The sequence below is a fragment of the Stenotrophomonas muris genome (assembly GCF_052751275.1).
The window spans coordinates 1,168,067-1,189,112 of record NZ_CP199879.1 but is presented as its reverse complement, the minus strand read 5'-3'; the positions used below and the strand labels follow the sequence as shown (position 1 = coordinate 1,189,112).

At 66.5% G+C, this 21,046-nt stretch carries 18 protein-coding genes; 7 read left to right on the top strand and 11 right to left on the bottom strand.

All coding sequences use genetic code 11. The features are described 5' to 3' along the window. Nucleotides 1-3: 3 nt before the first annotated feature. On the bottom strand, nt 4-1,074 hold the full coding sequence (locus ACUVWL_RS05285; RefSeq protein WP_046431056.1) for a ferredoxin reductase: 1,071 nt from the start codon (nt 1,072-1,074) through the stop codon (nt 4-6). Between the two features lie 92 nt (nt 1,075-1,166). On the opposite strand from ACUVWL_RS05285, the gene fabR reads away from it, so the two are divergent. From fabR to ACUVWL_RS05270, 3 genes are all read left to right on the top strand, one after another. After that, nucleotides 1,167-1,823, top strand: a complete 657-nt coding sequence (gene fabR, locus ACUVWL_RS05280; RefSeq protein WP_014647432.1) for an HTH-type transcriptional repressor FabR — start codon at nt 1,167-1,169, stop codon at nt 1,821-1,823. A 269-nt stretch (nt 1,824-2,092) separates the two neighbouring features. Further along, a complete protein-coding gene (locus ACUVWL_RS05275) occupies nt 2,093-4,252 on the top strand; it encodes a TonB-dependent receptor plug domain-containing protein (RefSeq protein ID WP_445978887.1) in 2,160 nt (719 codons plus the stop codon). Continuing rightward, nucleotides 4,242-4,790, top strand: a complete 549-nt coding sequence (locus ACUVWL_RS05270; protein WP_262225027.1) for a thioredoxin-like domain-containing protein — start codon at nt 4,242-4,244, stop codon at nt 4,788-4,790. Before ACUVWL_RS05275 ends, ACUVWL_RS05270 begins: the two co-directional genes overlap by 11 nt. A 114-nt stretch (nt 4,791-4,904) precedes the next feature. On the opposite strand, the gene mntR is transcribed toward ACUVWL_RS05270, so the two are convergent. Beyond that, a complete protein-coding gene (gene mntR / locus ACUVWL_RS05265) occupies nt 4,905-5,375 on the bottom strand; it encodes a manganese-binding transcriptional regulator MntR (RefSeq protein WP_014647435.1) in 471 nt (156 codons plus the stop codon). 117 nt (nt 5,376-5,492) lie between these two features. Here mntR and ACUVWL_RS05260 point away from each other — a divergent pair, with 117 nt between their 5' ends. Next, a complete protein-coding gene (locus tag ACUVWL_RS05260; protein WP_445978886.1) occupies nt 5,493-6,824 on the top strand; it encodes an Nramp family divalent metal transporter in 1,332 nt (443 codons plus the stop codon). A gap of 87 nt (nt 6,825-6,911) precedes the next feature. Here ACUVWL_RS05260 and ACUVWL_RS05255 read toward each other — a convergent pair whose 3' ends face one another. The 4 genes from ACUVWL_RS05255 to ACUVWL_RS05240 all read right to left on the bottom strand — a co-directional run bounded on the left by ACUVWL_RS05255 (nt 6,912) and on the right by ACUVWL_RS05240 (nt 11,217). Further along, complete coding sequence (locus ACUVWL_RS05255) at nt 6,912-7,238, bottom strand: thioredoxin family protein (RefSeq protein ID WP_005409967.1); 327 nt, start codon at nt 7,236-7,238, stop codon at nt 6,912-6,914. Next, nucleotides 7,210-7,689 carry a flavodoxin gene (locus tag ACUVWL_RS05250; protein ID WP_041864216.1) on the bottom strand — a complete coding sequence of 160 codons (480 nt, stop codon included), beginning with the start codon at nt 7,687-7,689 and terminating at the stop codon, nt 7,210-7,212. Before ACUVWL_RS05250 ends, ACUVWL_RS05255 begins: the two co-directional genes overlap by 29 nt. 13 nt (nt 7,690-7,702) lie before the next feature. Further along, nucleotides 7,703-8,743, bottom strand: coding sequence for a ribonucleotide-diphosphate reductase subunit beta (locus tag ACUVWL_RS05245; RefSeq protein WP_445978885.1), 1,041 nt, complete (start codon nt 8,741-8,743; stop codon nt 7,703-7,705). 110 nt (nt 8,744-8,853) lie between these two features. After that, nucleotides 8,854-11,217, bottom strand: coding sequence for a ribonucleoside-diphosphate reductase subunit alpha (locus tag ACUVWL_RS05240; RefSeq protein WP_046431067.1), 2,364 nt, complete (start codon nt 11,215-11,217; stop codon nt 8,854-8,856). Between the two features lie 433 nt (nt 11,218-11,650). Here ACUVWL_RS05240 and ACUVWL_RS05235 point away from each other — a divergent pair, with 433 nt between their 5' ends. Continuing rightward, nucleotides 11,651-12,628 (top strand): zinc-binding dehydrogenase, encoded by a 978-nt coding sequence (locus ACUVWL_RS05235; protein WP_445978884.1) that lies wholly within the window; start codon nt 11,651-11,653, stop codon nt 12,626-12,628. A gap of 230 nt (nt 12,629-12,858) precedes the next feature. Further along, entirely contained in the window at nt 12,859-15,486 is a 2,628-nt protein-coding gene (locus ACUVWL_RS05230) for a TonB-dependent receptor (protein WP_046431072.1), read from the top strand. Between the two features lie 110 nt (nt 15,487-15,596). Here the strand turns inward: ACUVWL_RS05230 and betT are convergent, their stop codons facing one another. The 4 genes from betT to ACUVWL_RS05210 all read right to left on the bottom strand — a co-directional run bounded on the left by betT (nt 15,597) and on the right by ACUVWL_RS05210 (nt 18,914). Continuing rightward, nucleotides 15,597-17,576: a choline BCCT transporter BetT gene (gene betT / locus ACUVWL_RS05225; protein WP_049407437.1), complete on the bottom strand. Its 1,980-nt coding sequence runs from the start codon at nt 17,574-17,576 to the stop codon at nt 15,597-15,599. Nucleotides 17,577-17,759: 183 nt separating this feature from the next. Further along, the gene (locus tag ACUVWL_RS05220) at nt 17,760-18,140 is read right to left on the bottom strand and encodes a VOC family protein (protein ID WP_046431075.1); all 381 of its coding nucleotides are present in this window, start codon (nt 18,138-18,140) and stop codon (nt 17,760-17,762) included. A 97-nt stretch (nt 18,141-18,237) separates the two neighbouring features. Then, nucleotides 18,238-18,561, bottom strand: a complete 324-nt coding sequence (locus ACUVWL_RS05215; RefSeq protein WP_014647443.1) for a DMT family transporter — start codon at nt 18,559-18,561, stop codon at nt 18,238-18,240. Beyond that, nucleotides 18,561-18,914: an SMR family transporter gene (locus tag ACUVWL_RS05210; RefSeq protein ID WP_010485170.1), complete on the bottom strand. Its 354-nt coding sequence runs from the start codon at nt 18,912-18,914 to the stop codon at nt 18,561-18,563. Before ACUVWL_RS05210 ends, ACUVWL_RS05215 begins: the two co-directional genes overlap by 1 nt. A gap of 162 nt (nt 18,915-19,076) precedes the next feature. Between ACUVWL_RS05210 and ACUVWL_RS05205 the strand changes: the two genes are divergently transcribed. Continuing rightward, nucleotides 19,077-19,928 (top strand): LysR family transcriptional regulator, encoded by an 852-nt coding sequence (locus ACUVWL_RS05205; protein ID WP_014647444.1) that lies wholly within the window; start codon nt 19,077-19,079, stop codon nt 19,926-19,928. Nucleotides 19,929-20,015: 87 nt separating this feature from the next. On the opposite strand, the gene ACUVWL_RS05200 is transcribed toward ACUVWL_RS05205, so the two are convergent. Then, nucleotides 20,016-20,936: a M14 family metallopeptidase gene (locus ACUVWL_RS05200; RefSeq protein WP_046431082.1), complete on the bottom strand. Its 921-nt coding sequence runs from the start codon at nt 20,934-20,936 to the stop codon at nt 20,016-20,018. Nucleotides 20,937-21,046: the final 110 nt, after the last annotated feature.

The window sequence follows — 21,046 nt, the reverse complement described above, 5'->3', positions numbered from 1 at the left end:
TCCTCAGAGATCCAGGGTCAGGTCGGTGGTCGGTGCGCTCACGCAGATCCGTACCGGCTGCGCCGATTCGGACTGCAGGTCGCCGGTGCGCAGGTGGCGGGTGGCGCCACTGACGCGGTCACAACTGCAGGTGTTGCAGATGCCCATGCGGCAGCCATGCCTGGGCTTGATGCCATGGGCTTCCAGGCTTTCCAGCAACGAGCTGCCACGCGGCACGCTCAGCTGGCGGCCACTGCGCGCCAGCGTCAGCACGACCTCCCCTTCACTGCTGGCGTCACGCAGCGGTGCGGGAGGAGTGAACGCTTCCGCCTGGAAACCGGCAACCTGGTGCGCCAGGCGTTCGCGGGCGGCGGCAACGAAGCCGTCCGGGCCGCAGGCCAGCACATGGCGCTGCGCCAACGGGGTGTCATCGCCCGCCACCTGCAGGTCGTGGGCATCGATACGTGCGGCGGGCACATCCCCTTCGCGGGTGGTCAGCAGGTGCACACGCAGGTTCGGCTGGCTGGCGGCCAACGCCTGCAGCTCATCACGGAACTGCAGGTGGGCGGCGCTGCGTTCCCAGTAGAACAGGTCCACCGGCGCTGCCAGCGGGCGCTGGCAGGCGTCGCGCAACAGGCTGCGCATCGGCGTGATGCCACTGCCGGCAGCCAGCAGCAACACCGGCGCCGCAGCCGGCATGTGGAACTCGCCGAAGGCGGCATCGAGGCGGAACAGTTCGCCCGGCTGCGCGTGGTTGACCAGGTGCTGGCTGACGAGGCCGCCGTCGATCGCCTTGACGGTGATCGCCAGCTCGCGCCGACCCAGTGCGGTGGGGCTGTAGCTGCGCTGCCACAGGCGCCCTTCAATCTCCACGCCCAGGGTGACGTGCTGGCCGGCGCGCATGCCGGCCCAGTGCCGGTTGGTGCGCAGGACCAGGGTCGCCGCGCCCTCGCCGGCCGGCTCTCGCCGGACCAGGCGGGCCACCGGCTCGCGCAGGGTCCACAGGGGATTGAGCTGGCCCGCCCAGAAATCGAACAGCGACGGCGAGACCCAGCGGTACGGAGAGAACAGGGACGGACGGACGACAGCGCTCATGGGCGAACTATACGGGCGCACATACACCTGTGTATACATGTGTATATTGAACCGGATTGGGTATGATTCAGCCTCGCCCCACCGGAACCCCCATGGCCGCCGCCACCGCCTTGTCGACGCCTGAAGATGCCAACAGCCCGGCCCGCCGTACGGTGAGCCGCGAGGACCTGCTGGCCGCCGCCCTGAAACTGATCGGGCCGCACCGCAGCCTGTCCACGCTCAGCCTGCGCGAAGTGGCACGTGAGGCCGGCATCGCGCCGAACAGCTTCTACCGGCAGTTCCGCGACATGGACGAACTGGCCGTGGCGCTGATCGACGCCGCCGGCCGTTCGCTGCGGACCATCATCGGCGAGGCCCGCCAGCGCGCCACCTCCACCGCCACCAGCGTGGTGCGGGTTTCGGTGGAGACCTTCATGGAACAGCTGCGCGCCGACGACAAGCTGCTGCACGTACTGCTGCGCGAAGGCGCGGTGGGTTCGGACGACTTCAAGCACGCGGTCGAACGTGAGCTGCACTATTTCGAGGAAGAGCTGCAGCACGACCTGGTGCGTCTGGCCGCGCTGGACGGCGCCGTGCTGCATGCCCCGGAACTGGTGGCCAAGGCCATCACCCGGCTGGTGTTCGCGATGGGTGCCACCGCCATGGACCTGCCGCCGGAGAAGGACCCGGAGCTGATCGAAGAGATCTCCACGATGATCCGCATGATCATCGTCGGCGCCCGCACGCCCGCCGCGTTCCGCCGCGGCTGACGATCGCCCCCGGGGTCGGATCCCTTTCCAGGGGAAAGGGCTCTGACCCCAACCACACAGCAACACCAACCTCCGTGCATGACCACAGGCAGGGTTGTGGCCGCCAAATGTAATGTTATAACACAGCCATGATCTGGCTCGATCGGGGTTCCGCTCGGAATGACTGCGGCGTCATTATATAGCACTTGCTATATTGATAAGCCACTGCTTTCATATGCGTCAGCCAGGTCGCCCTCGCCGCCTTTCTTTCCCCCAAGGACGACGCCCTCATGCCCGTTGCCACGCCCCTCTTCGATCGGCTGCCCCTGGCCGCCGCCATTGCCCTGACCCTGCCGCTGGCTGCACTGGCCGCCACTCCGAAACCGACCGAACTGGACCGTGTGCAGGTCAAGGTGAGCACCGCCACGCGCAGCGAACGCCTGCTGTCGGACGTGCCGATCCGCACCGAGGTGCTGCGCAAGGAAGACATCGCGCTGCGCGCGGCCACCGACTTCTCGCGCGCCGCCGAGCTGATCAACGGCCTGCGCGTGGAGAGCAACTGCCAGAACTGCAACACCAGCGAAGTGCAGCTGCTGGGCCTGCCCGGTGCCTACAACCAGCTGCTGTTCGATGGCATCCCGCTGCTGTCCACGCTGGGCAGCGTGTACGGCCTGGAACAGATCCCGGCCGGGTTCGTCGACCGCATCGAAGTGGTCAAGGGCGGTGGCTCGGCGCTGTACGGCCCGGGTGCGGTTGCCGGTGTGATCAACCTGATTCCGCCGCTGCCGGCACGCAGTGGCGGCCATGTCCAGGCCGGCGTGGATGTCCTGAAAGGTACGCCGCAGAAGAACGCCGACGTGCGGCTGGACCTGGTGGCCAGGGACGCAGACGCCGGCCTGTCGGTGATTGCCCAGCGCAACTGGAACAACGGCATCGACTACAACGGTGACGGCTACACCGAGATCACCCGCAAGAACCTCAAGGTCGGCGGGCTGCAGGCGTGGTACGCGCCCACACCGGGCACGCGGCTGCGCCTGGACCTGCAGGTGACCGATGAAACCCGCCGCGGCTGCAACCGCCTGGACCAGCCCGAATACCTGGCCAACATCGCCGAATCGCTGGATACGAAATACCGGCGCGGCAGTGTGTCGTGGGACCAGGAGATCACTGCCGACGTCGATTTCCGCCTGGCCTACGCCTTCGCCGACATAGACCGCGACAGCTTCTACGGCGGTCTCGGCGACGTAGTCACCGATCCGTCCGCACCCGGCTATGACCCGTCGCAGCTGGACCGCAACGTGGCCGGCAGCGCGGCCTCGCGTTCGTGGCGCCAGTACGGCCGCACCCACAACCCGCTGCACTACATCGACAGCCAGTTGAACTGGCGGCTGGGCGCGCATGCGCTGGCCTTCGGCGTGCAGTACAAGCACGAGGCGCTGCGCGACGACAACCGCACCGGTGACGGGCAGCGTCTTGCGGTGCTGGAGGATGCGACCTTCCACAACCTGGGCGCGTTCATCCAGGACGAATGGAGCCTGCGCGACAACGTCGACCTGGTGCTGGGTGCACGCGTGGACAAGAGCTCGGAACTGGACAGCGCGGTGTTCTCGCCGCGCATCGCGCTGGCCTGGCAGGCTACACCGAACCTGAAATGGCGGGCGGGCATCGCCACCGGCTTCCGTGCTCCGGAGATCTTCGTTGAGGATGTGCATGTCGATACGCTCGGCGGCGAGCAGGTGCGCGTGCGCAATACCGATGGCCTGAAGGAGGAGCGCGCGTTGACCACCCTGTTCGGCTTCGACTGGCGCTCGGACCCGGCCAATCCGGTGTGGAGCTGGGATGCTACCGCCTCCTATGCACGCATCCGCGATACCTTCGCGCTGGGCGAGATCCAGCGCAGCGATGACGGCCAGCTGAGCCAGCTGCGTTACAACGCCTCCGGCTCGGACGTGCTGGGTGCGGAAACCAACCTCGGCTGGCAGCCGTCGCCGCAGTGGCGCCTGACCGCCGGCGCCTCGTGGTACCGCTCGCGCTTCCGCGAGCCGCAGCGCATCTTCGACGACAGCGGCGACGGTGGCGACACCGTGATCGAAAGCCGCGACTACCTGAAGACTCCGCGCTGGACCGGCTTGGCCCAGCTCAGCTGGATGCCGGCCGAACCGTGGGAGACCTTCGTCGCGCTGCGCCATACCGGGCCGATGTCGGTGCTGAACAACCGGTTGGGCGAACTGCACCGCACGCGTTCGTTCCTGGTCACCGATCTCGGGGCGCGCTGGCACCGTCACCTGGGCGCACAGGCGCAGCAGGAAGTGTCGGTGGCCGCGGGCGTCAAGAACGTGTTCGATCAGCGCCAGAAGGATCTGGAAGTGGGCGCGCTGCGTGACAGCGACTATGTCTACGGGCCGCGCTTCGCGCGCTCGTGGTATGTCAACCTGCGCTATGCGTTCTGAAGCGCTGCGAGCGTTGGTGCTGGCCTGTGCCGTGCTGCCGACCGCACCGACGGTGGCTGCGGACCTGCACGCGCAGGTCTCGGCCTCGTTGATGCGGCCGGAGCAGCGCTCGCTGCGGCCGATGCAGAGGTCGCCGCCGCCGAAGCTGGTCGCGCTGTACTTCGGTGCCGACTGGTGCGCACCGTGCCATGCGTTCGTCCCCACGCTGCGCAGCGTGCGCGACGCATTGCGCGAAGCCGGCGCCGATACCGAAGTGGTGTACGTCAGCCTGGATGAGAGCGAGAGCGCGCTGCGCCGCTACATGCACGCGCAGGACATGCCGTGGCCGGTGCTGGACCCGCGCCGCGCCGCGCGCATGCCGGCGCTGCAGGCATTGGCCGGGCTGGCACCGCCGAACCTGGTACTGATCGATGCCGACGGCACGGTGCTGGCCAACGGCTGGCAAGGCCGGCGCTATGAAGGCCTGCAGCCGGTGTTGAAGGAATGGATGAAACGGGCGTGTGCGCAGCAGCAGGCGCGCTGCCCGCCCGATCTGTAGAGTCGAGCCACGCTCGACGCATTCGATCACCGTGCGAACGGCAGCCGAGCATGGCTCGGCTCTACAAAAACCGGGATCGCGCGAACGGCCGGAGGCCATGGCCCGGTGCTACCGTTACGGCGCCTCGCCCTCGGCCTTGCGCACGAAGGCTTCGAACAAGGCCAGCGTCTGCTCGCTCACATGGTGCTCGATGCCCTCGGCATCGCGCCGCGCGGTATCCGCGTCCACGCCCAGCGCCAGCAGGAAACGCTCCACGGTCTGGTGGCGCTGGCGGCTGGCGTGGGCCAGCGCCTCGCCTTCCGGGGTCAGGAACACGCCACGGTACGGCCGCTGTACCACCCAGCCATCACGGGCCAGGCGCCGCAGCATCTTCGCCACGGTGGGCTGGGCCACGCCCAGTCGGGTGGCGATGTCGACCTGGCGGGCCTCGCCGCCGTCGGCCAGCAGGTCCGAAATCAGCTCGACATAGTCCTCCACCAGTTCCATCCGGTGCGCCTCGCGCACTTGCCGGAAGCTCTCGACCTGGCGCTCGGCCTCGATCAAGGGGGTGCTTTTCAGCGATGTCGAATCGTCGGTCTTGCCCACGCCTGCGCCTGTCCTTCCGGTGCAATCCGGTGTTGAACCTGAATTCTGGACCAGTCACACGATAAAGACGATTGTTTCACATTGCTAATGACTATAGCAGGAGCTATATTCGGACCCATGAACACCCTGGCGCCCCGCGACCCTTCGGCCTCCACTCCGGCCAGCCTGGGTGCGCTCAACGCCTCGGTCGCGGTGCCCGACAAGGGCCATTGGTGGCTCCGCCTGCTGGCCTTCCTCGGCCCGGGCTACATGATCTCGGTCGGCTACATGGACCCTGGCAACTGGGCCACTGACCTCGCCGGCGGTTCGCGCTTCGGCTACCTGCTGCTGTCGGTCATCCTCATCTCCAACCTGATGGCGGTGATCCTGCAGGCGCTGTCGGCGCGGCTCGGCATCGCCACCGGCATGGACCTGGCGCAGGCCTGCCGCGCGCGTTACCCCAAGCCGGTGAACCTGGCGTTGTGGGCGCTGTGCGAGGCGGCGATCATCGCCTGCGACCTGGCCGAGGTGATCGGCACCGCCATCGCACTGAAACTGCTGTTCGATCTGCCACTGCTGTGGGGTGCGGTGATCACCGCGCTGGACACGCTGCTGGTGCTGCTGCTGATGAACCGCGGCTTCCGTGCGCTGGAAGCGTTCGTGATCGCGCTGCTGATGGTGATCTTCGCCTGCTTCGTGGTGCAGATCGCGATGGCTGCGCCGCCGGTGATGGCGGTGCTGGGCGGCTTCATTCCGCGCGCGCAGGTGGTGACCGATCCGCACGCGCTGTACATCGCGATCGGCATCATTGGTGCCACCGTGATGCCGCACAACCTGTACCTGCATTCGTCCATCGTGCAGACCCGCGCCTACCCACGTACCGATGAAGGCCGCCGCAGTGCGCTGCGCTGGGCGGTGACCGACAGCACCCTCGCGCTGACCCTGGCGCTGTTCATCAACGCCAGCATCCTGATCCTGGCGGCGGCGGTGTTCCATGCCAATGGCCGATTTGATGTGGAAGACATCGAGCAGGCGCACCAGCTGTTGGCACCGATGCTGGGTGTGGGCGCGGCGGCGACGTTGTTCGCGGTGGCCCTGCTGGCCTCGGGCCTGAATTCGACGGTGACCGCCACGCTGGCCGGCCAGATCGTGATGGAAGGCTTCCTGCACCTGCGAATGCCGCCGTGGCTGCGTCGGCTGATCACGCGTGCGCTGGCCATCATCCCGGTGGTGGTGGTGATCCTGCTGTTCGGCGACCAGGGCGCGGTGAAGCTGCTGGTGCTGAGCCAAGTGGTGCTGTCGATGCAGTTGCCGTTCGCGATCATCCCGCTGGTACGGATCGTGACCGACAAGGTGACGATGGGCGCGCTGGTCGCACCGCGCTGGCTGGGCGCGATCGCTTGGGTGATCGCGCTGGTGATCGTGGTGTTGAACGTGAAGCTGCTGGTGGACACCCTCAACGGCGCATAGCGCGAAGTACCAGGGACGCCTGTGTAGAGTCGAGCCATGCTCGACTCATCGCACACCGCACGAACAGCAGCCGAGCATGGCTCGGCTCTACAGATGCAACGCAATCGCGGCCTCGATCTGCTGCGGCGACTGGAACCCTGCCAGGCGGGTACGTTCGTCCCCGTCACGGAACAGCGAGAGCGTCGGCGTCTGCCGCAGCCCCAGTTCCCTGAAGAACGCCTCGCCCAGCACCTCCAGCTGCACGCGCAGCAGCGTGGTGCCCTGCCCCGCGACGCTGTTGGCCACCCGGTGCAGCGACATCTCCAGCATCCGGCACCCCGGGCACTGGTCCTTGTGGAAGTCCACCAGTACGCGCGGGTGTTCGGCCAGCAGCTGCTGGAACTGCTCAGGCGTGGTGGCGTCGATGATCTGCATCGCTGTTGCTCCAGTAATGGGCCAGGACCGCATCGGTCCAAGCCTCGATGGCCGCGGCATGGCGCTCGCCATGCGGCATCTGTTCGATCTCCAGCGGCGGATAGTCGCTGTGGAAGTAGCGGATCAGCCGGTGCACAGCACCGCAGTAGTACTCCTGCCCCCACTGTGTCTCACCGGTACCGAACACCGCCAGCTGCCGCGGCCGCTCGCCGCGCTCGGCGATGCCAGCCACCCATGCCTTCATCTCCGAAGGCGTGCGGCCGGCGTTGTCGGTCCAGCAGCCCAGCAGCACCAGGTCGGCCTCGTCGGCCGCCAGGGACGGCGCCTGCTGCAGGTCGTCGGCCTCCTGCCAGTGCACGGCATGGCCTGCAGCGCGGCAACGCTCGGCAATCTGCCGGCCAAGCTCGCGGGTGTTGCCGCTCAGTGAGGCCACCACCAGCAGGATGCTCAGCGCCGTGCCGGACTCAGAGGTCGTCGAAGCCGTTGTCGACGTTGGTCTTCTTGTAACTTGCATTGCGCATCTCGAAGAAGTCGGTCTTGGTCTCGGTGAAGTTGTCAGCGTAGGCCTTGATCCACGGCATCACGTTGTCGGTGGTGTCGCTGTACAGGCGCTCGATGCCGAGCATGCCGGCCATCTTGTTGGCGCGGTACTTCACGTAGCGCGTCATTTCCTCCACATCGATGCCATCGATGCCGTCCAGTACTTCCGATGACCACTGGGTTTCCAGTTCGATGGCGTGCTCGAACGCCTGGTGCACATAGGCGGTCAGCTCGTTGGTCTGCAGCTCCGGGTTCTCGCCGATGATGGCGCGGATCAGCTCGCTGATGAACTTGGTATGGGCCAGTTCGTCGCGGTTGATGAAACTGATGATCTTGCCGGTGCCGGTCATGCGGTTCTGCCGCACCATGTTGTAGAAGTACGCAAATCCGGAATAGAAGTTGATGCCCTCCAGGATCGAGGACTGGATCAACGACCTCAACAGGGTCTCGGCGGTCTTCTCGCGCATGAAGTCGTCATACGCGCCCATGATCGGCGCGTTGCGCTTGATGATGGTCGGATGGGTGCGCGCCAGTTCAAATACGCGGTTCTGGTTCGGCAGGTCGGTGATCGAGGCCAGCACATAGCTGTAACTCTCGTTGTGGATCACTTCCTGCTGGCCGATGATCGCGGCATTGGCATGCGCGGCCGGGTCGGTGATGTACTCGGCCACGTTGTAGATGAAGCGCGTCTGCGGTGAGTCGAGCGTGGCCAGCAGGCCGATGATCGAGTCGTAGGCGTTCTTTTCGCGCCCGGACAGCTCGCCGTACTGGCGCGCATCGGCCTTCATGTCGACCTCGTCGGGGATCCAGAAGTTGGTCGACAGCTCCTTGTAGGCCCGATAGAACGACGGGTACGGGATGTCATTCCAGTTCAGGATCCCGCTGGTGCGGCCGTTGATGATGCCGGTGCTGCGGTTGGGATGGCGCGGTTCGAGGATCTTGATGCGGTCGAGGGGTGTTGCCATGGTCGTCTACCTTCGTATTACGTGCGTTGCAGATGTAGAGCCGAGCCCATGCTCGGCTGCTCTTCGCGTCGGAGCCGAGCGTGGGCTCGGCGCTACAGGGGCCGCAGCGGTCAGCTGGCGCACCACTCGCATTCGCTGATGTCGATGTCGTTGGAGCGCACGTAGTACGTGGTCTTCAGGCCTTCACGCCAGGCGCTCAGGTGCAGCTCCAGCAGGGTGCTGGCGCGGATCGTGCTGGGCACGTACAGGTTGAAGCTGATCGACTGATCAACATGGCGCTGGCGACGCGCGTTCTGGCGCACGCTGGCGAACTGGTCGACCTTGTACGCCCCCTTCTCGTAGTACGGCCAGGTTTCCAGCGACAACCCCGGCGCTGCCACCGGCCGCCGGAAGTCCTTTTTTTCCTCGTAGTAGAACGCGCTGTAGATCGGGTCGATCGATGCGGTGGAACCGGCAATCTGCGCGGTGCTCATGTTCGGCGCCACCGCCAGCAGCCAGCCGTTGCGCAGGCCGTGCGTGGCGACCTCGCGCGCCAGGCTGTCCCATGCGGCGCCAGTGTAGTCGCGATCACGGAAGTAACGCCCGTTGTGCCAATCGCTGCCGGTGAACATCGGATAGCTGCCCTTTTCCTTCGCCAGTTGCGCGCTGGCCTGGATGGTCAGGAAATTGATGCGCTCATACAGGCGGTCGGCCAGTTGTTCGGCATCCGGTGAATCCCACTGGATCGCCTGCTGCGCCAGGAGGTGGTGCCAACCGAACGTGCCCAGTCCGATGGCGCGGTACTTGCGGTTGGTGATCGTGGCCTGCGGCACCGGCAGTGCGTTGAGGTCGATCACGTTGTCCAGCATGCGCACCTGGATCGGGATCAGGCGCTCCAGCACATCGGTGGCCAGCAGGTCATCCGGCGCATGGATCGCGCGGCCGAGGTTGATCGAAGACAGGTTGCAGACCACGAAGTCGCCGGCGCGGCGTGTGGTGACGATCTGGTCGCCGCTGACGATCTCCTGGATCATCCGCGTCGGGCTCATGTTCTGCAGGATCTCGGTGCACAGGTTGCTGGAATAGATCATGCCGGCGTGCTTGTTCGGGTTACGGCGGTTGACCTCGTCGCGGTAGAACAGGAACGGGTTGCCGGTCTCCAGCTGGCTGAGCATGATGCGCTTGAACAGATCGATCGCCTTCACCGTGCGCCGGCTGATGCGCTCGTCGGCCACCAGTTCGGCGTAGCGGTCGCGGAAGCTGCCCGCGCCGCGCTTCTCGTCGTAGAAGTCCTGCAGGTACCAGCCCTTGGCCTGCTTCACCTCGTGCGGGTCGAACAGGTACCAGTCGGCACGGCGTTCGACTGCTTCCATGAACAGGTCCGGCACGCACACCGAGGTGAACACATCATGCGCGCGCAGGCGCTGGTCGCCGTTGTTGAGGCGCAGGTCCATGAAGGCTTCGATGTCGCGGTGCCAGATGTCCAGGTACACCGCCACCGCGCCCTTGCGCTGGCCAAGCTGGTCGACCGACACTGCGGTGTTGTTGAGCTGCTTGATCCACGGCACCACGCCGCCGGAGGAATTGGGCACGCCCCGTATCGGCGCGCCGCTGCTGCGCACATAGCCCAGATAGGCACCCACGCCGCCGCCGTGCTTGGACACGCGGGCGATGTCGGTATTGGAGTCATAGATGCCCTGCAGGCTGTCGTCCACCGTGTCGATGAAGCAACTGGACAGTTGCCCCCCGACCTTGCCGGCGTTGGCCAGGGTCGGCGTGGCCACCGTCATGTACAGGTTGGACAGCGCCCAGTACGCCTCGCCGACCAGCTGCATGCGCCGCTCGCGCGGCTTTTCTTCCTGCATGAGGTACAGCGCGATGGTCAGCCAACGCTCCTGCGGCAGCTCATAGACCTCGCGGCTGCGGTCGCTGGCCAGATAGCGCGTGGCCAGCAGGTACAGGCCGTTGTAGGCGAACAGGCGGTCGCGTTCCGGGTCGATCATCCCGCCGGCCTGCTGCAGTTCTTCCTTCGAGTAGCAGCGCAGGATGTCGTTGCTGTAGATGCCGCGGTCAGCCAGGCTTTCCTGCAGGCCCACGTAGGAGCCGTACTTCAGGCCGACATCGTAGAAGCGGTTGCGGCTGGCACGCTTGTACAGGCGGCGCAGGTAGATGCGCGCGGCAAACTGCTCCCACTCCGGCGCGACCAGGTCCACGCGCGATTCGGCCTCGCGGATCAGCAGATCGACCAGGTCATCGGCGCTGATGCTGGGCTTGCGCTCGACCATTGCCTGCACCACGCGGCGGTAGTCGCTCACATCCAGCTGCGGGAACTCGGCGTGCACCGCATCGATGCTGCGCTGCAGTCGCCCGGCGTCGAATGGCAGGCGGCGGTTGCCGGCCTCCTTGGTGATCCAGGTCGGCACGCGCTCGCCACCGGCGCGCAAGGCGTCGCCAGCGCCGGCCAGATCGGCCACGCGGAAGGTACTGTCGGTCATGGTGGTGAAGCTCCAGGCTCGCACGCGCGTTGGCGGTCGATGCCATGGCGGCCCTGCACGCGATACCGGCGCACGGGGCGGTCGGGGTGGGATGCCAAAGCGCGGGAACACCAGATCGTCGGCAACAGCCTGCGCCTGCGGCCGGTATCCGGGCCGTGGGGGCGATCTGGGTCCGCACGATGGCGGCCGCGTCGACACGGCAAGCCTTCAGGGGCGGGCCGCGGGACGTTTGCTGCGTGTCCGGCGGCGGCGGCTGACCGGGAGTGACGACCACAACATAGTGGGGATAATCGGAACCGTCAACACAAGATGCGGCAATCACGACATGCCGCGACGATCAGTCGCAGGATGCCGTGTTGCACCTGCGGCGCCTTGTCGACAGCGCCTGCGTCCCCAGTTCGGTACAACATCAACTTTCCGCGGAACACCGCCCATGCGCGCTGCCCAGTACCCTTCCTTCGGCAACCCGGCCGACGTCCTCGCCATTGCCGATGCCACCCTCCCCGAGCCCGGCCCCGGCGAGGTGCGCATCCGCACCGTGCTGGCCTCGATCCACAATCACGACCTGCTGACCGTGCGCGGCCTCTACGGCTACAAGCCGACACTGCCGGCGATCGGTGGCAGTGAAGCATTGGGCGTGGTCGATGCACTCGGCGAAGGCGTCGACGGCCTGCAGATCGGCCAGCGGGTGGCCGCCGCCTCGGTGCATGGCACCTGGGCCGAAGCGTTCATTGCACCGGCACGCATGGTGATTCCGATGCCCGAGGCGATCCCCGACGAAATGGCCGCGCAGCTGATCGCCATGCCGCTGAGCGCGCTGATGCTGCTGGAATTCCTGCACGTCGAAGCAGGCCAGTGGATCGTGCAGAACACCGCAAATGGCGCGGTGGGCAAGTCGCTGGCGATGCTGGCGCGGGCGCGTGGCGTGCATGTGGCCAACCTGGTGCGCAATGCCGATGCCGTCGCGCAACTGCAGGCGCTGGGTATCGATCATGTGTTCGACACCTCGGTGGAGGGTTGGAAGGATCGCGTGCGTGAAGCGACTGGCGAAGCACAGGCCGCGGCCGCGGTGGATTCCATCGGCGGCGACGCCAGCGGTGACCTGGTCGACCTGCTCGGCCACCACGGCACGCTGGTGTCGTTCGGGGTGATGAGCGGCGAGCCGATGCGCATTCCCGCCGGTGGCCTGATCTACAGGGAGGCCACGGTGAAGGGCTTCTGGGGCAGCAAAGTCAGCCAGGCGATGGCGGTGGAGGACAAGCGCCGGCTGGTCGGCGAGCTGCTGAAGCGTGCGGCCAGCGGCGAACTGACCCTGCCGGTGGAGCAGATCTTCGCACTGGACGACATTACCCAGGCAGCGAAGGCGGGCGCCGGTTCGGGCCGCAACGGCAAGGTGCTGCTGCGGCCTTGAGGGTAGGACAACCGGGGTCAGATCCCTTTCCGCTGGACAACCGGGGTCAGATCCCTTTCCGCTGGAAAGGGATCTGACCCCCAGGAGGAGTGCGGACCAACGGTCCGCACCCACCGAGTCAGTTCGTTAAGAACCTGTGATGTATAACTGAATGCGCTTTCGTCATTGGAAGGCGTACTTGCCTGCATGCGGTACTGACGGCTCCTCCCCCGTTCGGCGTTGTCGCTTCCATGTACCGCACCACCCTGAACCTGCTTGCCGGCGCGATCGCGCTGGGCCTCACCGCCGGCGCTGCCGGCGCCGCTGAAACCGCCGATGCCGGCAAGGACAGCACCACCCTGGGCACCGTGCTGGTGACCGGCTCCAACATCAAGCGCAGCGACACCGCCGGGCCGAACCCGGTGCAGATCGTCAGTCGCGAACAGATCGAGCAGACCGGTCGCTCCACCCTCACCGACGTGCTGCGCAACCTGTCGGCCAATGCCGGCAACAGTTTCGACGAGCAGTACACCGGCAGCTTCGCCGCCGGTTCTGCATCGATCGGCCTGCGCGGCCTGTCGCCGAAGAACACGCTGGTGCTGGTCAACGGCTATCGCGTGTCCAACTTCGGCTTTGCGCTCAACACGCAGGACACCTTCGTTGACCTCAACGCGCTGCCGATCAGCGCAGTGGAACGCATCGAAGTGCTGAAGGATGGCGCCTCGGCGGTGTACGGTTCCGATGCCATCGCCGGCGTCATCAACATCATCCTGCGAAAGAACTTCCAGGGCGTGGAAGTCGGCGGCGGCTTCGGTACCGCCACCCAGGGCGGCCTCGATGAGCACAAGGCCAACCTGCTGGCCGGCTTCGGTGATCTCGAACAGCAGGGCTGGAACGTGCTGTTCGGGTTGGACCTGCTCAAGCGTGATCGCCTCGACGCCGACCAGCGTGCCTACACCCGCAGCGGCGATTTCCGCGACAAGCCCGGTGGCCGCCTGGCCGGCTGGTCCACCGCCGGTGGCAACTGGCTGTCCAACCCGCGCGCACCGCAACCGTTCGCCAACTGCCCGGATGGCAGCCAGCTGCGCCCGTACAGCGATTTCGGCAGCACCCTGCCCGGCCAGGCCTGCGCCTTCAACGCCCAGCCGTTCAAGACCCTGCAGCCCGGCGCCGAGCGCCTGCAGGCGTCGTTGAGCGCGACCTACCGCTTCAACGACAGCGTCGAAGCCTTCGCCGACGTACTGTACAGCCACAACAAGGCCGACCAGATCTTCAGCGCGCCGCTGACCGTCGGCCCGGGCCTGCGTGCCTACAACCCGGCCACCGGCACCCTGATCGACGTGCCGGCGGTGCTGCCGGTCGGCCACCCGAACAACCCGGGCAGCGCGCCGCTGCCGTTCGAGTACACCTTCTTCGATCTCGGCCCGCGCCTGAAGGACAACACGCAGGTGTTCTACCGTGCGCTGGCCGGCGTGCGCGGCAGCGGCGAGCGATGGGACTGGGAAGTGGCGGCGCTGACCTCGCAGAGCGCGCAGCGCGAATACGTCGACAACTTCGTCAACCGCTACGCGTTCGAGCAGATCCTGCGCGATGGCAGCTACAACTTCCTCAATCCGTCCAGCACGCCGGGCGCGTTGGATGCACTGCGCCTGCAGACCAAGCGGCCAGGCTGGTACAAGCTGCACGCGTTGAACGTCAAGGCCTCGACCTCGCTGTGGGACCTCCCGGCCGGTGCGGTCGGCTTCGCCTGGGGTGCCGAGTTCCGCAAGGAGTCACTGGATGCGCGCACCAGTGCACAGGTGCTGTCGGGCACCGAACTGCGCCCGGCCATCAACGTGGTCAACGGCGAGCGCCAGGTCAGCGCCGCCTACGCCGAATTGAGCGTGCCGCTGCACCGCACGCTTGAGCTGCAGGTGGCTGGTCGCGGCGACCACTACGATGATTTCGGCAAGGCGTTCTCGCCGAAGCTGGCGCTGCGCTGGCAGCCGTTGGACAGCCTGCTGCTGCGCGGTTCGTTCTCGCGCGGCTTCCGCGCCCCCTCGCTGCCGGAAATCGCGCCAGGCCAGACCGTCAGCTACGGCTCGGTGATCGATCCGCTGGATCCGCTGCAGCCCGGTGGCAGCCGTGGCGTGACCAACATCCGCACCGGCAACCCGGACCTGAAGGCCGAACGCTCGCGCAACTTCAACGTGGGCGCGGTGTGGTCACCGGATGGCGATACCAGCATCGGCCTGGACTGGTACCGCATCGAGCAGGACAACCTGGTCAAGCCGGACAGCGCGCAGTTCATCGTCGACAACCCGACGCTGTTCCCCGGCCGTGTACAGCGTGATGCGCAGGGGCGCATCCAGTTCATCACCAACCGGTACGCCAACCAGGGCGAACTGACCACCTCCGGGCTGGACCTGGACGCCAACCACACCTTCCGCACCGAGGGCTGGGGCAACTTCACCGTGGCCGGCAGCTGGACCCACCTGCTGAGCTTCAAGCAACCGCTGGTAGCCGGTCAGGCGCCGTATGAGGGGGCTGGCAACAATCGCCACGGCGCGTTGCCGCGTACGCGCGGCACCACCTCGCTGAACTGGGCGGTGGGCGACTGGAGCAGCACGCTGAGCCTGCAGTACGTGAGCGGCTACGACCAGCGCGTGGCGACGGCCACCAGCAATCCGGGCCTGCGCGACCGCGTCAAGCCGTATCACCAGCTGGACCTGTACGTGGCGTACGAAGGCATTCCCAACACCACGCTGTCGCTGTCGGTGCTGAACCTGACCGACAAGGACCCGCCGTTCGACCCGGCCGGCGGCTCCAACGGTTTCGACATCAGCCAGTACAACCTGCGCGGGCAGTTCGTTTCGCTGGGCGCGCGCTACCGGTTCTGATGCGCCACCTGTAGAGCCGAGCCCGTGCTCGGCTGCTCTTCGGCAACAGGAAGCCGAGCATGGGCTCGGCTCTGCTGGGGTGTGCGGACCAACGGTCCGCACCCACCGCATCACCGGCTCAGGTGCAGGAACTGCAGGTGCCGTTCGTACTGGCTGATGATGTCGTTGATGATCTGCTTGCGGCTGTAGCCGACCAGGTCGTAGTCCTGGCTGCCTTCGAACAGATGCACTTCCGCGCGGTAGTAGCGCTGGTTGCGCAGCTGCTGCGCGGCGAACGACGGGGTCAGGTAGCCACTCAGGATCACCCGGTACAGGAAATCCTGCTGCTCGCCATGGTTCACCGTCAGCTCCATGTCGCCGGCCTCGAAGCGCGTGGCCACGTCCCAGCCCTGCCCGCGCAGCTGTTCGGCCACCGCTTCCATCGCCGGCTTCACCGTGTCATCCATGAAGCGGTAGACCTGGTCGCGCACCGGGAAGTGCATGGCCTGGCTCAGGCGCTGGCGCCAGCCCTGATGGTGGCGATCGTCACCGATCAGCGGCGAGGGCCGGTACTGCAGCGCGCGCTTGCGGTGCGATTCGTCACTGAAGGCGCGGGTCAGGCCCCACATCATCAGCAGCAGCACCGCCGAGAACGGCAGCGAGGCCAATACCACCGCCGATTTCAGTGCATCGATGCTGCCGGCCAGCAGCAGCCCGGCGGTCAGCACCGCGATCACCGTGCCCCAGAACACGCGCAGCCAGCGCGGACCATCATCCTCCGGCGCGCCGCCGTGCGAGGACAGCGTGGACAACACCACCGCCCCCGAATCAGCCGACGTCACGAAGAAGATGAAGCTGACCAGCACGGTCACCGCGATCACCGTGCGGCTCCACGGGTAGCCATCCAACAGTGCATACAGCACGGTCGGTGGGTCATCCACCGCCAGCTGCGCCAGCTGCTGCTGGCCGTGGTGCAGCACCTGGTCCAGCGCGCTGTTGCCGAAGATCGACAGCCAGGCCAGGGTGAAGCCCAGCGGGATCAGCAGCACGCCGAACACGAATTCGCGGATGGTGCGGCCACGCGAGATGCGCGCGATGAACAGGCCGACGAACGGCGCCCAGCCGATCCACCAGGCCCAGTAGAACACCGTCCAACCGCCCAGCCATTCCGGCCGGCCGCCATAGGCGTACACATCGAAACTCTTGCCGACCACGCTGCCCAGGTAGTCGCCCAGGTTCTGCATCAGCGTACTCAGCAGGTACTGGGTGGGGCCGGCGCACAGCATGAACAGCACCAGCGCGATCGCCAGCAGCATGTTGATGTTGGCCATCCAGCGCACGCCCTTCTCCACGCCTGAAACCGCGACGGCCACCGCCGCGCCCATCATGCTGACCACCAGGATGATCTGCACAAGGTTGGAGTGCGGGATGTTGAACAGGTGCGACAGGCCCGCGTTGAGGTGCAGCACGCCGAAGCCCATGTCGGCGCCGATGCCGAATACGGTGGCGACAATGCCCAGCGCGTCCACGGTGTAGCCGATCGGCCCGTTGATGCGCTTGCCGATCAGCGGATACAGCGCCGAGCGCAGCGCCAGCGGCAGGTTGTGGCGATAGGCGAAGTAGGCCATCGCCATCGCTGCGAGTGCGAACACGCCCCAGCCATGCAGGCCCCAGTGCAGGAAGAGCAGCTGCATGGCCTGGCGCGCCCCGGCCTCGCCCGCCGCCGGTTCGCCCTGCGGCGGCTGCAGGTAGTGGGTCAGCGGTTCGGAGACGCAGAAGAAGAACAGGGTGATGCTGATGCCGGCGGCGAACAGCATGCCGGCCCAGGAAAGATAGCTGAACTCCGGCTCATCATGGTCGGCGCCGAGCTTGATGCCACCATACTTGGACAGCGCCACACCGACCACGAACACCAGGTACAGGGTCATCGCCAGCAGGTAGTACCAGCCGACATTGAGTGCGGCCCAGTCCTGCGCCTTGACCAGCAGGCGGCCCGCACCGAGCGGAAACAGGCTGACGAACAGCGCGAACGCCACGACAACGATCGCCGCAAAGGCGAACACAGGCCGAAGGGTGCGCACCGGGGATTGTTGCGGCTCCAGTACATCCATGGGGCGGCGTTCTCCGGTAGATCAAAGGGTTAGCCGACCGATTCTGGCTGAACCGCAGTGGACAGAGCATGAAGTTGCGGCCTGTGGTCACAGGCCCGGCCCACCATTCCGTGTTATCACGCGCGCGCCGGAGCGCAACCTTGCCCGCGCGGGCCGCGGCGCGGCCACGCGCATCCTGTCCGATCACGACATTACATGCACCGCACACAGCTTGTTGCCATCCGGGTCACGCAGATAGGCCAGAAACACCTGCCGACCGGACATGTTGCGGACGCCGGGCGGATCTTCGATTGCGGTACCACCGTGAGCCACGCCAGCTTCCTGCCAGGCACGCACGGCCTCTGCACTGCCCAGACTGAAACCGATGGTGCCGCCGTTGGCATGGCACGCTGGCTGCCCATCGATCGGCGCGGTCACGCCGAACATCCGCCCATCCTTGAAGTACAGCAGCCGACCCTTTTCGTCGAACACACCCGGACGTGCCCCCATCGCGGCGAACAGGGCATCGTAGAAGCGATGCGCGACGTCCATGTCGTTCGTTCCAACGGTGATGTGGCTGAACATGCGGGCACTCCTTGTGGAAAGCCGCAGTGTCGGCGAGCGCGGGCGACTTCGCAAATCGCCCGCACCGGTGCCGCCACGCCCGCGAAAAGACCCGTTGCTACTTGGCGGTGCTGAGCAGCAGCACCGCCGCAGTGACCAGACCGATGCCGATCCAACCGATCGGACGCAGGCGGTTGCCGAACAACAGGCGTCCGCAGGTGGCGGTTCCGATCACGCCGATCGCACCCCACATCGCATAGGCGGTGGCCAGGTCCATGTAACGCACCGCCTGGCCCAGCAGGGCGAAGGCGATCCAGACCATGACGATCGCAGCGACACCCCAGCGCCAGCGGCGGAAGCCTTCCGACTTGGCCACCATCATGTTCGCGGCGACATCGATCAGCGCCGAACAGATCACGAAAAACAGAGCCAGGGTATTCATCAGTGTGCCTCCCCGAGGGTGACGCAGACGATGCCCACCACCGCCAGCACCAGGCCGGCCAGCTGCTGCAGTGACAGGCTCTCGCCGAACACGGTGAGGCCGACCACGGTCAGCAGGGTCAGGCCCAGGCCTTCCCATACCGCGTAGGCCACGCCCACCGCGATGCGACGCACCGACTGCGCCAGGAAGAAGTAGGACAGCGCCAGCGCACCGGCCATGATCAGATAACCGGTCCAGCCGCCATCGCGGGCGGCGTGGGCCATGAACGAGGTGCCGACCACTTCGGCGACGATCGCCACGGTCAGGCAGGCCCAGGCGACCAGCGCGCCACGGGCGGGAACAGTACGGGACATGTGAAACTCCTTGCAGGACGGGGACCGCGCCGCCTCATCAATGGATCCACGCCGCGCGTGGAGGGTCCGGAACGCCCCTCGCAGACAGGGGCGACGGGGGTTAGTATCATCGCCTTTTACGGTGGTATCAAAATGGATTCCATCGACAGGAGCGATGGATCAATGCCCTATTCCCCTGAATCCCTACAGGCCTTCGTGGAAGCCGCCGCGCTGGGCTCGTTCTCGGCCGCGGCACGGCGGCTGGGCAAGACCCAGTCGACGGTCAGCACCGCCATTGCCCACCTGGAAGCCGACCTCGGCGTGAGCCTGTTCGACCGCAGCGGGCGCTACCCGCGGCTGACCGAGGCCGGGCGCCAGGTGCTGGGCCACGCACAGGAGATCCTGGCCGCCGATGCGCGCCTGCAGCAGTTGAGCGTGCGCCTGTCCGCGCCGGTCGAGCCGCGCCTGACCGTGGTGTTTTCCGATGTCTACCAGCTGGATCCGGAGCAGCGGATCCTGCAGCGCTTCGCCGAAGCGTTCCCGGAGATCGAGCTGGAGTGGCTGGATGCCGAAGGCGAGGACGTGCTGGAACGGGTGAGCGGCGGCCGCGCCGCGCTGGGCCTGCTGCCCAGGCAGGAGCGCTATCCCGATGGGCTGGTGGCGCGGCCGCTGGCGCACCACAGCGAACTGTCGGTGTACGTGGCGCGCGGACACCCGCTGGCCAGCGCCGGGCGTCGCGCCGCCGCACAACTGGCACGGCATCGGCAGGTGCGCCTGAGCGCGGAAGTCGATCAGACCCGCTTGGTCACCGGCCTCGCGTGGACCGCCACCGATTACCTGATGGTGATGGAGATGGCCGAGGACGGCATCGGCTGGGCCGAACTGCCGCGGGCGCTGGTGCAGCGCTATGACCGTGGGCGGCTGGTGGAACTGGTGCTGCCGGGCTGGCCGCGGCGCATCCACAGCGACCTGCTGTGGCGACGCGACACGCCGCCAGGCCCAGCCGCACTCTGGTGGGCCGACGCGTTGGGGTGAAAAAGGGGACGGAGGGGATTAAGTCGTTTGTGCCCCGGCGGTACTGGGGCACAAACGACTTAATCCCCTCCGTCCCCTTTTTATCTGTCAGCGATGGGCGAGCGCGTAATCCAGTGCCGCGCACACCGCTGCCACCTGTGCGTCGTTGCACTGCTGCGGGGTGGCCCGCGGGCTGTCCGGGTAGACCTCGGTGGTGGTGGTGTACTTCGCGCCGGTAATGCCGGCGCACAGGCCCAGCTTCACCAGCGGATACTCGATCACGCCGTGGGCGATCACCGGCGAACCGATGATCTCGCCTTTGTCGTCGGCGGGGGCGATATGGGTGACCTTCTCCACGGCGGCAATGACCGCCTGCTGGAACGCCGGCTGCGGGGCCTCGCTGTCATCCACCAGGTAGAAGCCATCCGGAATCAGGCCCGGCTCGAACGGCTTGCCGTCACGCGCGGCCAGCGCCGGGCGGAACTCGCTTTCATCACTGTCGGTGGTCTCGTGCAGATCGATGTGCAGCACGAACTGGCCCTTGATCGGTGCAACCAGCTCGATCAGCGCGGTCGACTCGCGGGCCGGGCCATCGGCGCGGAAGTTGCGGTTCGGGTCGATCGCATCGAAGTTCCAGCGGTTGATGCGCTCGAAGCCCCACGGATTCACGCACGGCGCCACCAGCAGGTTGGCCTTGCCGGCATAGTCGGCGGCGTGCTTCTCGAGGAACTCCAGCGCGCCCATCACGCCACTGGTCTCATAGCCGTGCACGCCACCGGTAACCAGCGCGGCGGGCAGCGCCGGGTTCCAGTCGCGGCTGCGCAGGGCGAACAACGTATAGGTCTCGCCAGCGTAGTCGAGCTGGCCATAGGCCACCTTGTCGAAACGCGAGGCCAGCGCTTCGATGCGCGGCAGCACCTCCTGGTCATAGCGACGCAGGCGCTGCTGGCGACCACGCCACAGCTCCCGTTCCGCCGCTCCCCACGGCTGGCCAGGGGTTCCGACGGGGTAGAAGGCGGCTTGGGACATGGCGGATCTCGGCGAGTCAGGAAGCAATCGCCCACTCTACCACCGGGTCAACGGCATGAACCCGACGCGCATTCCATTGGCGAATCGAATCAGCAATAATTCTCATTTAC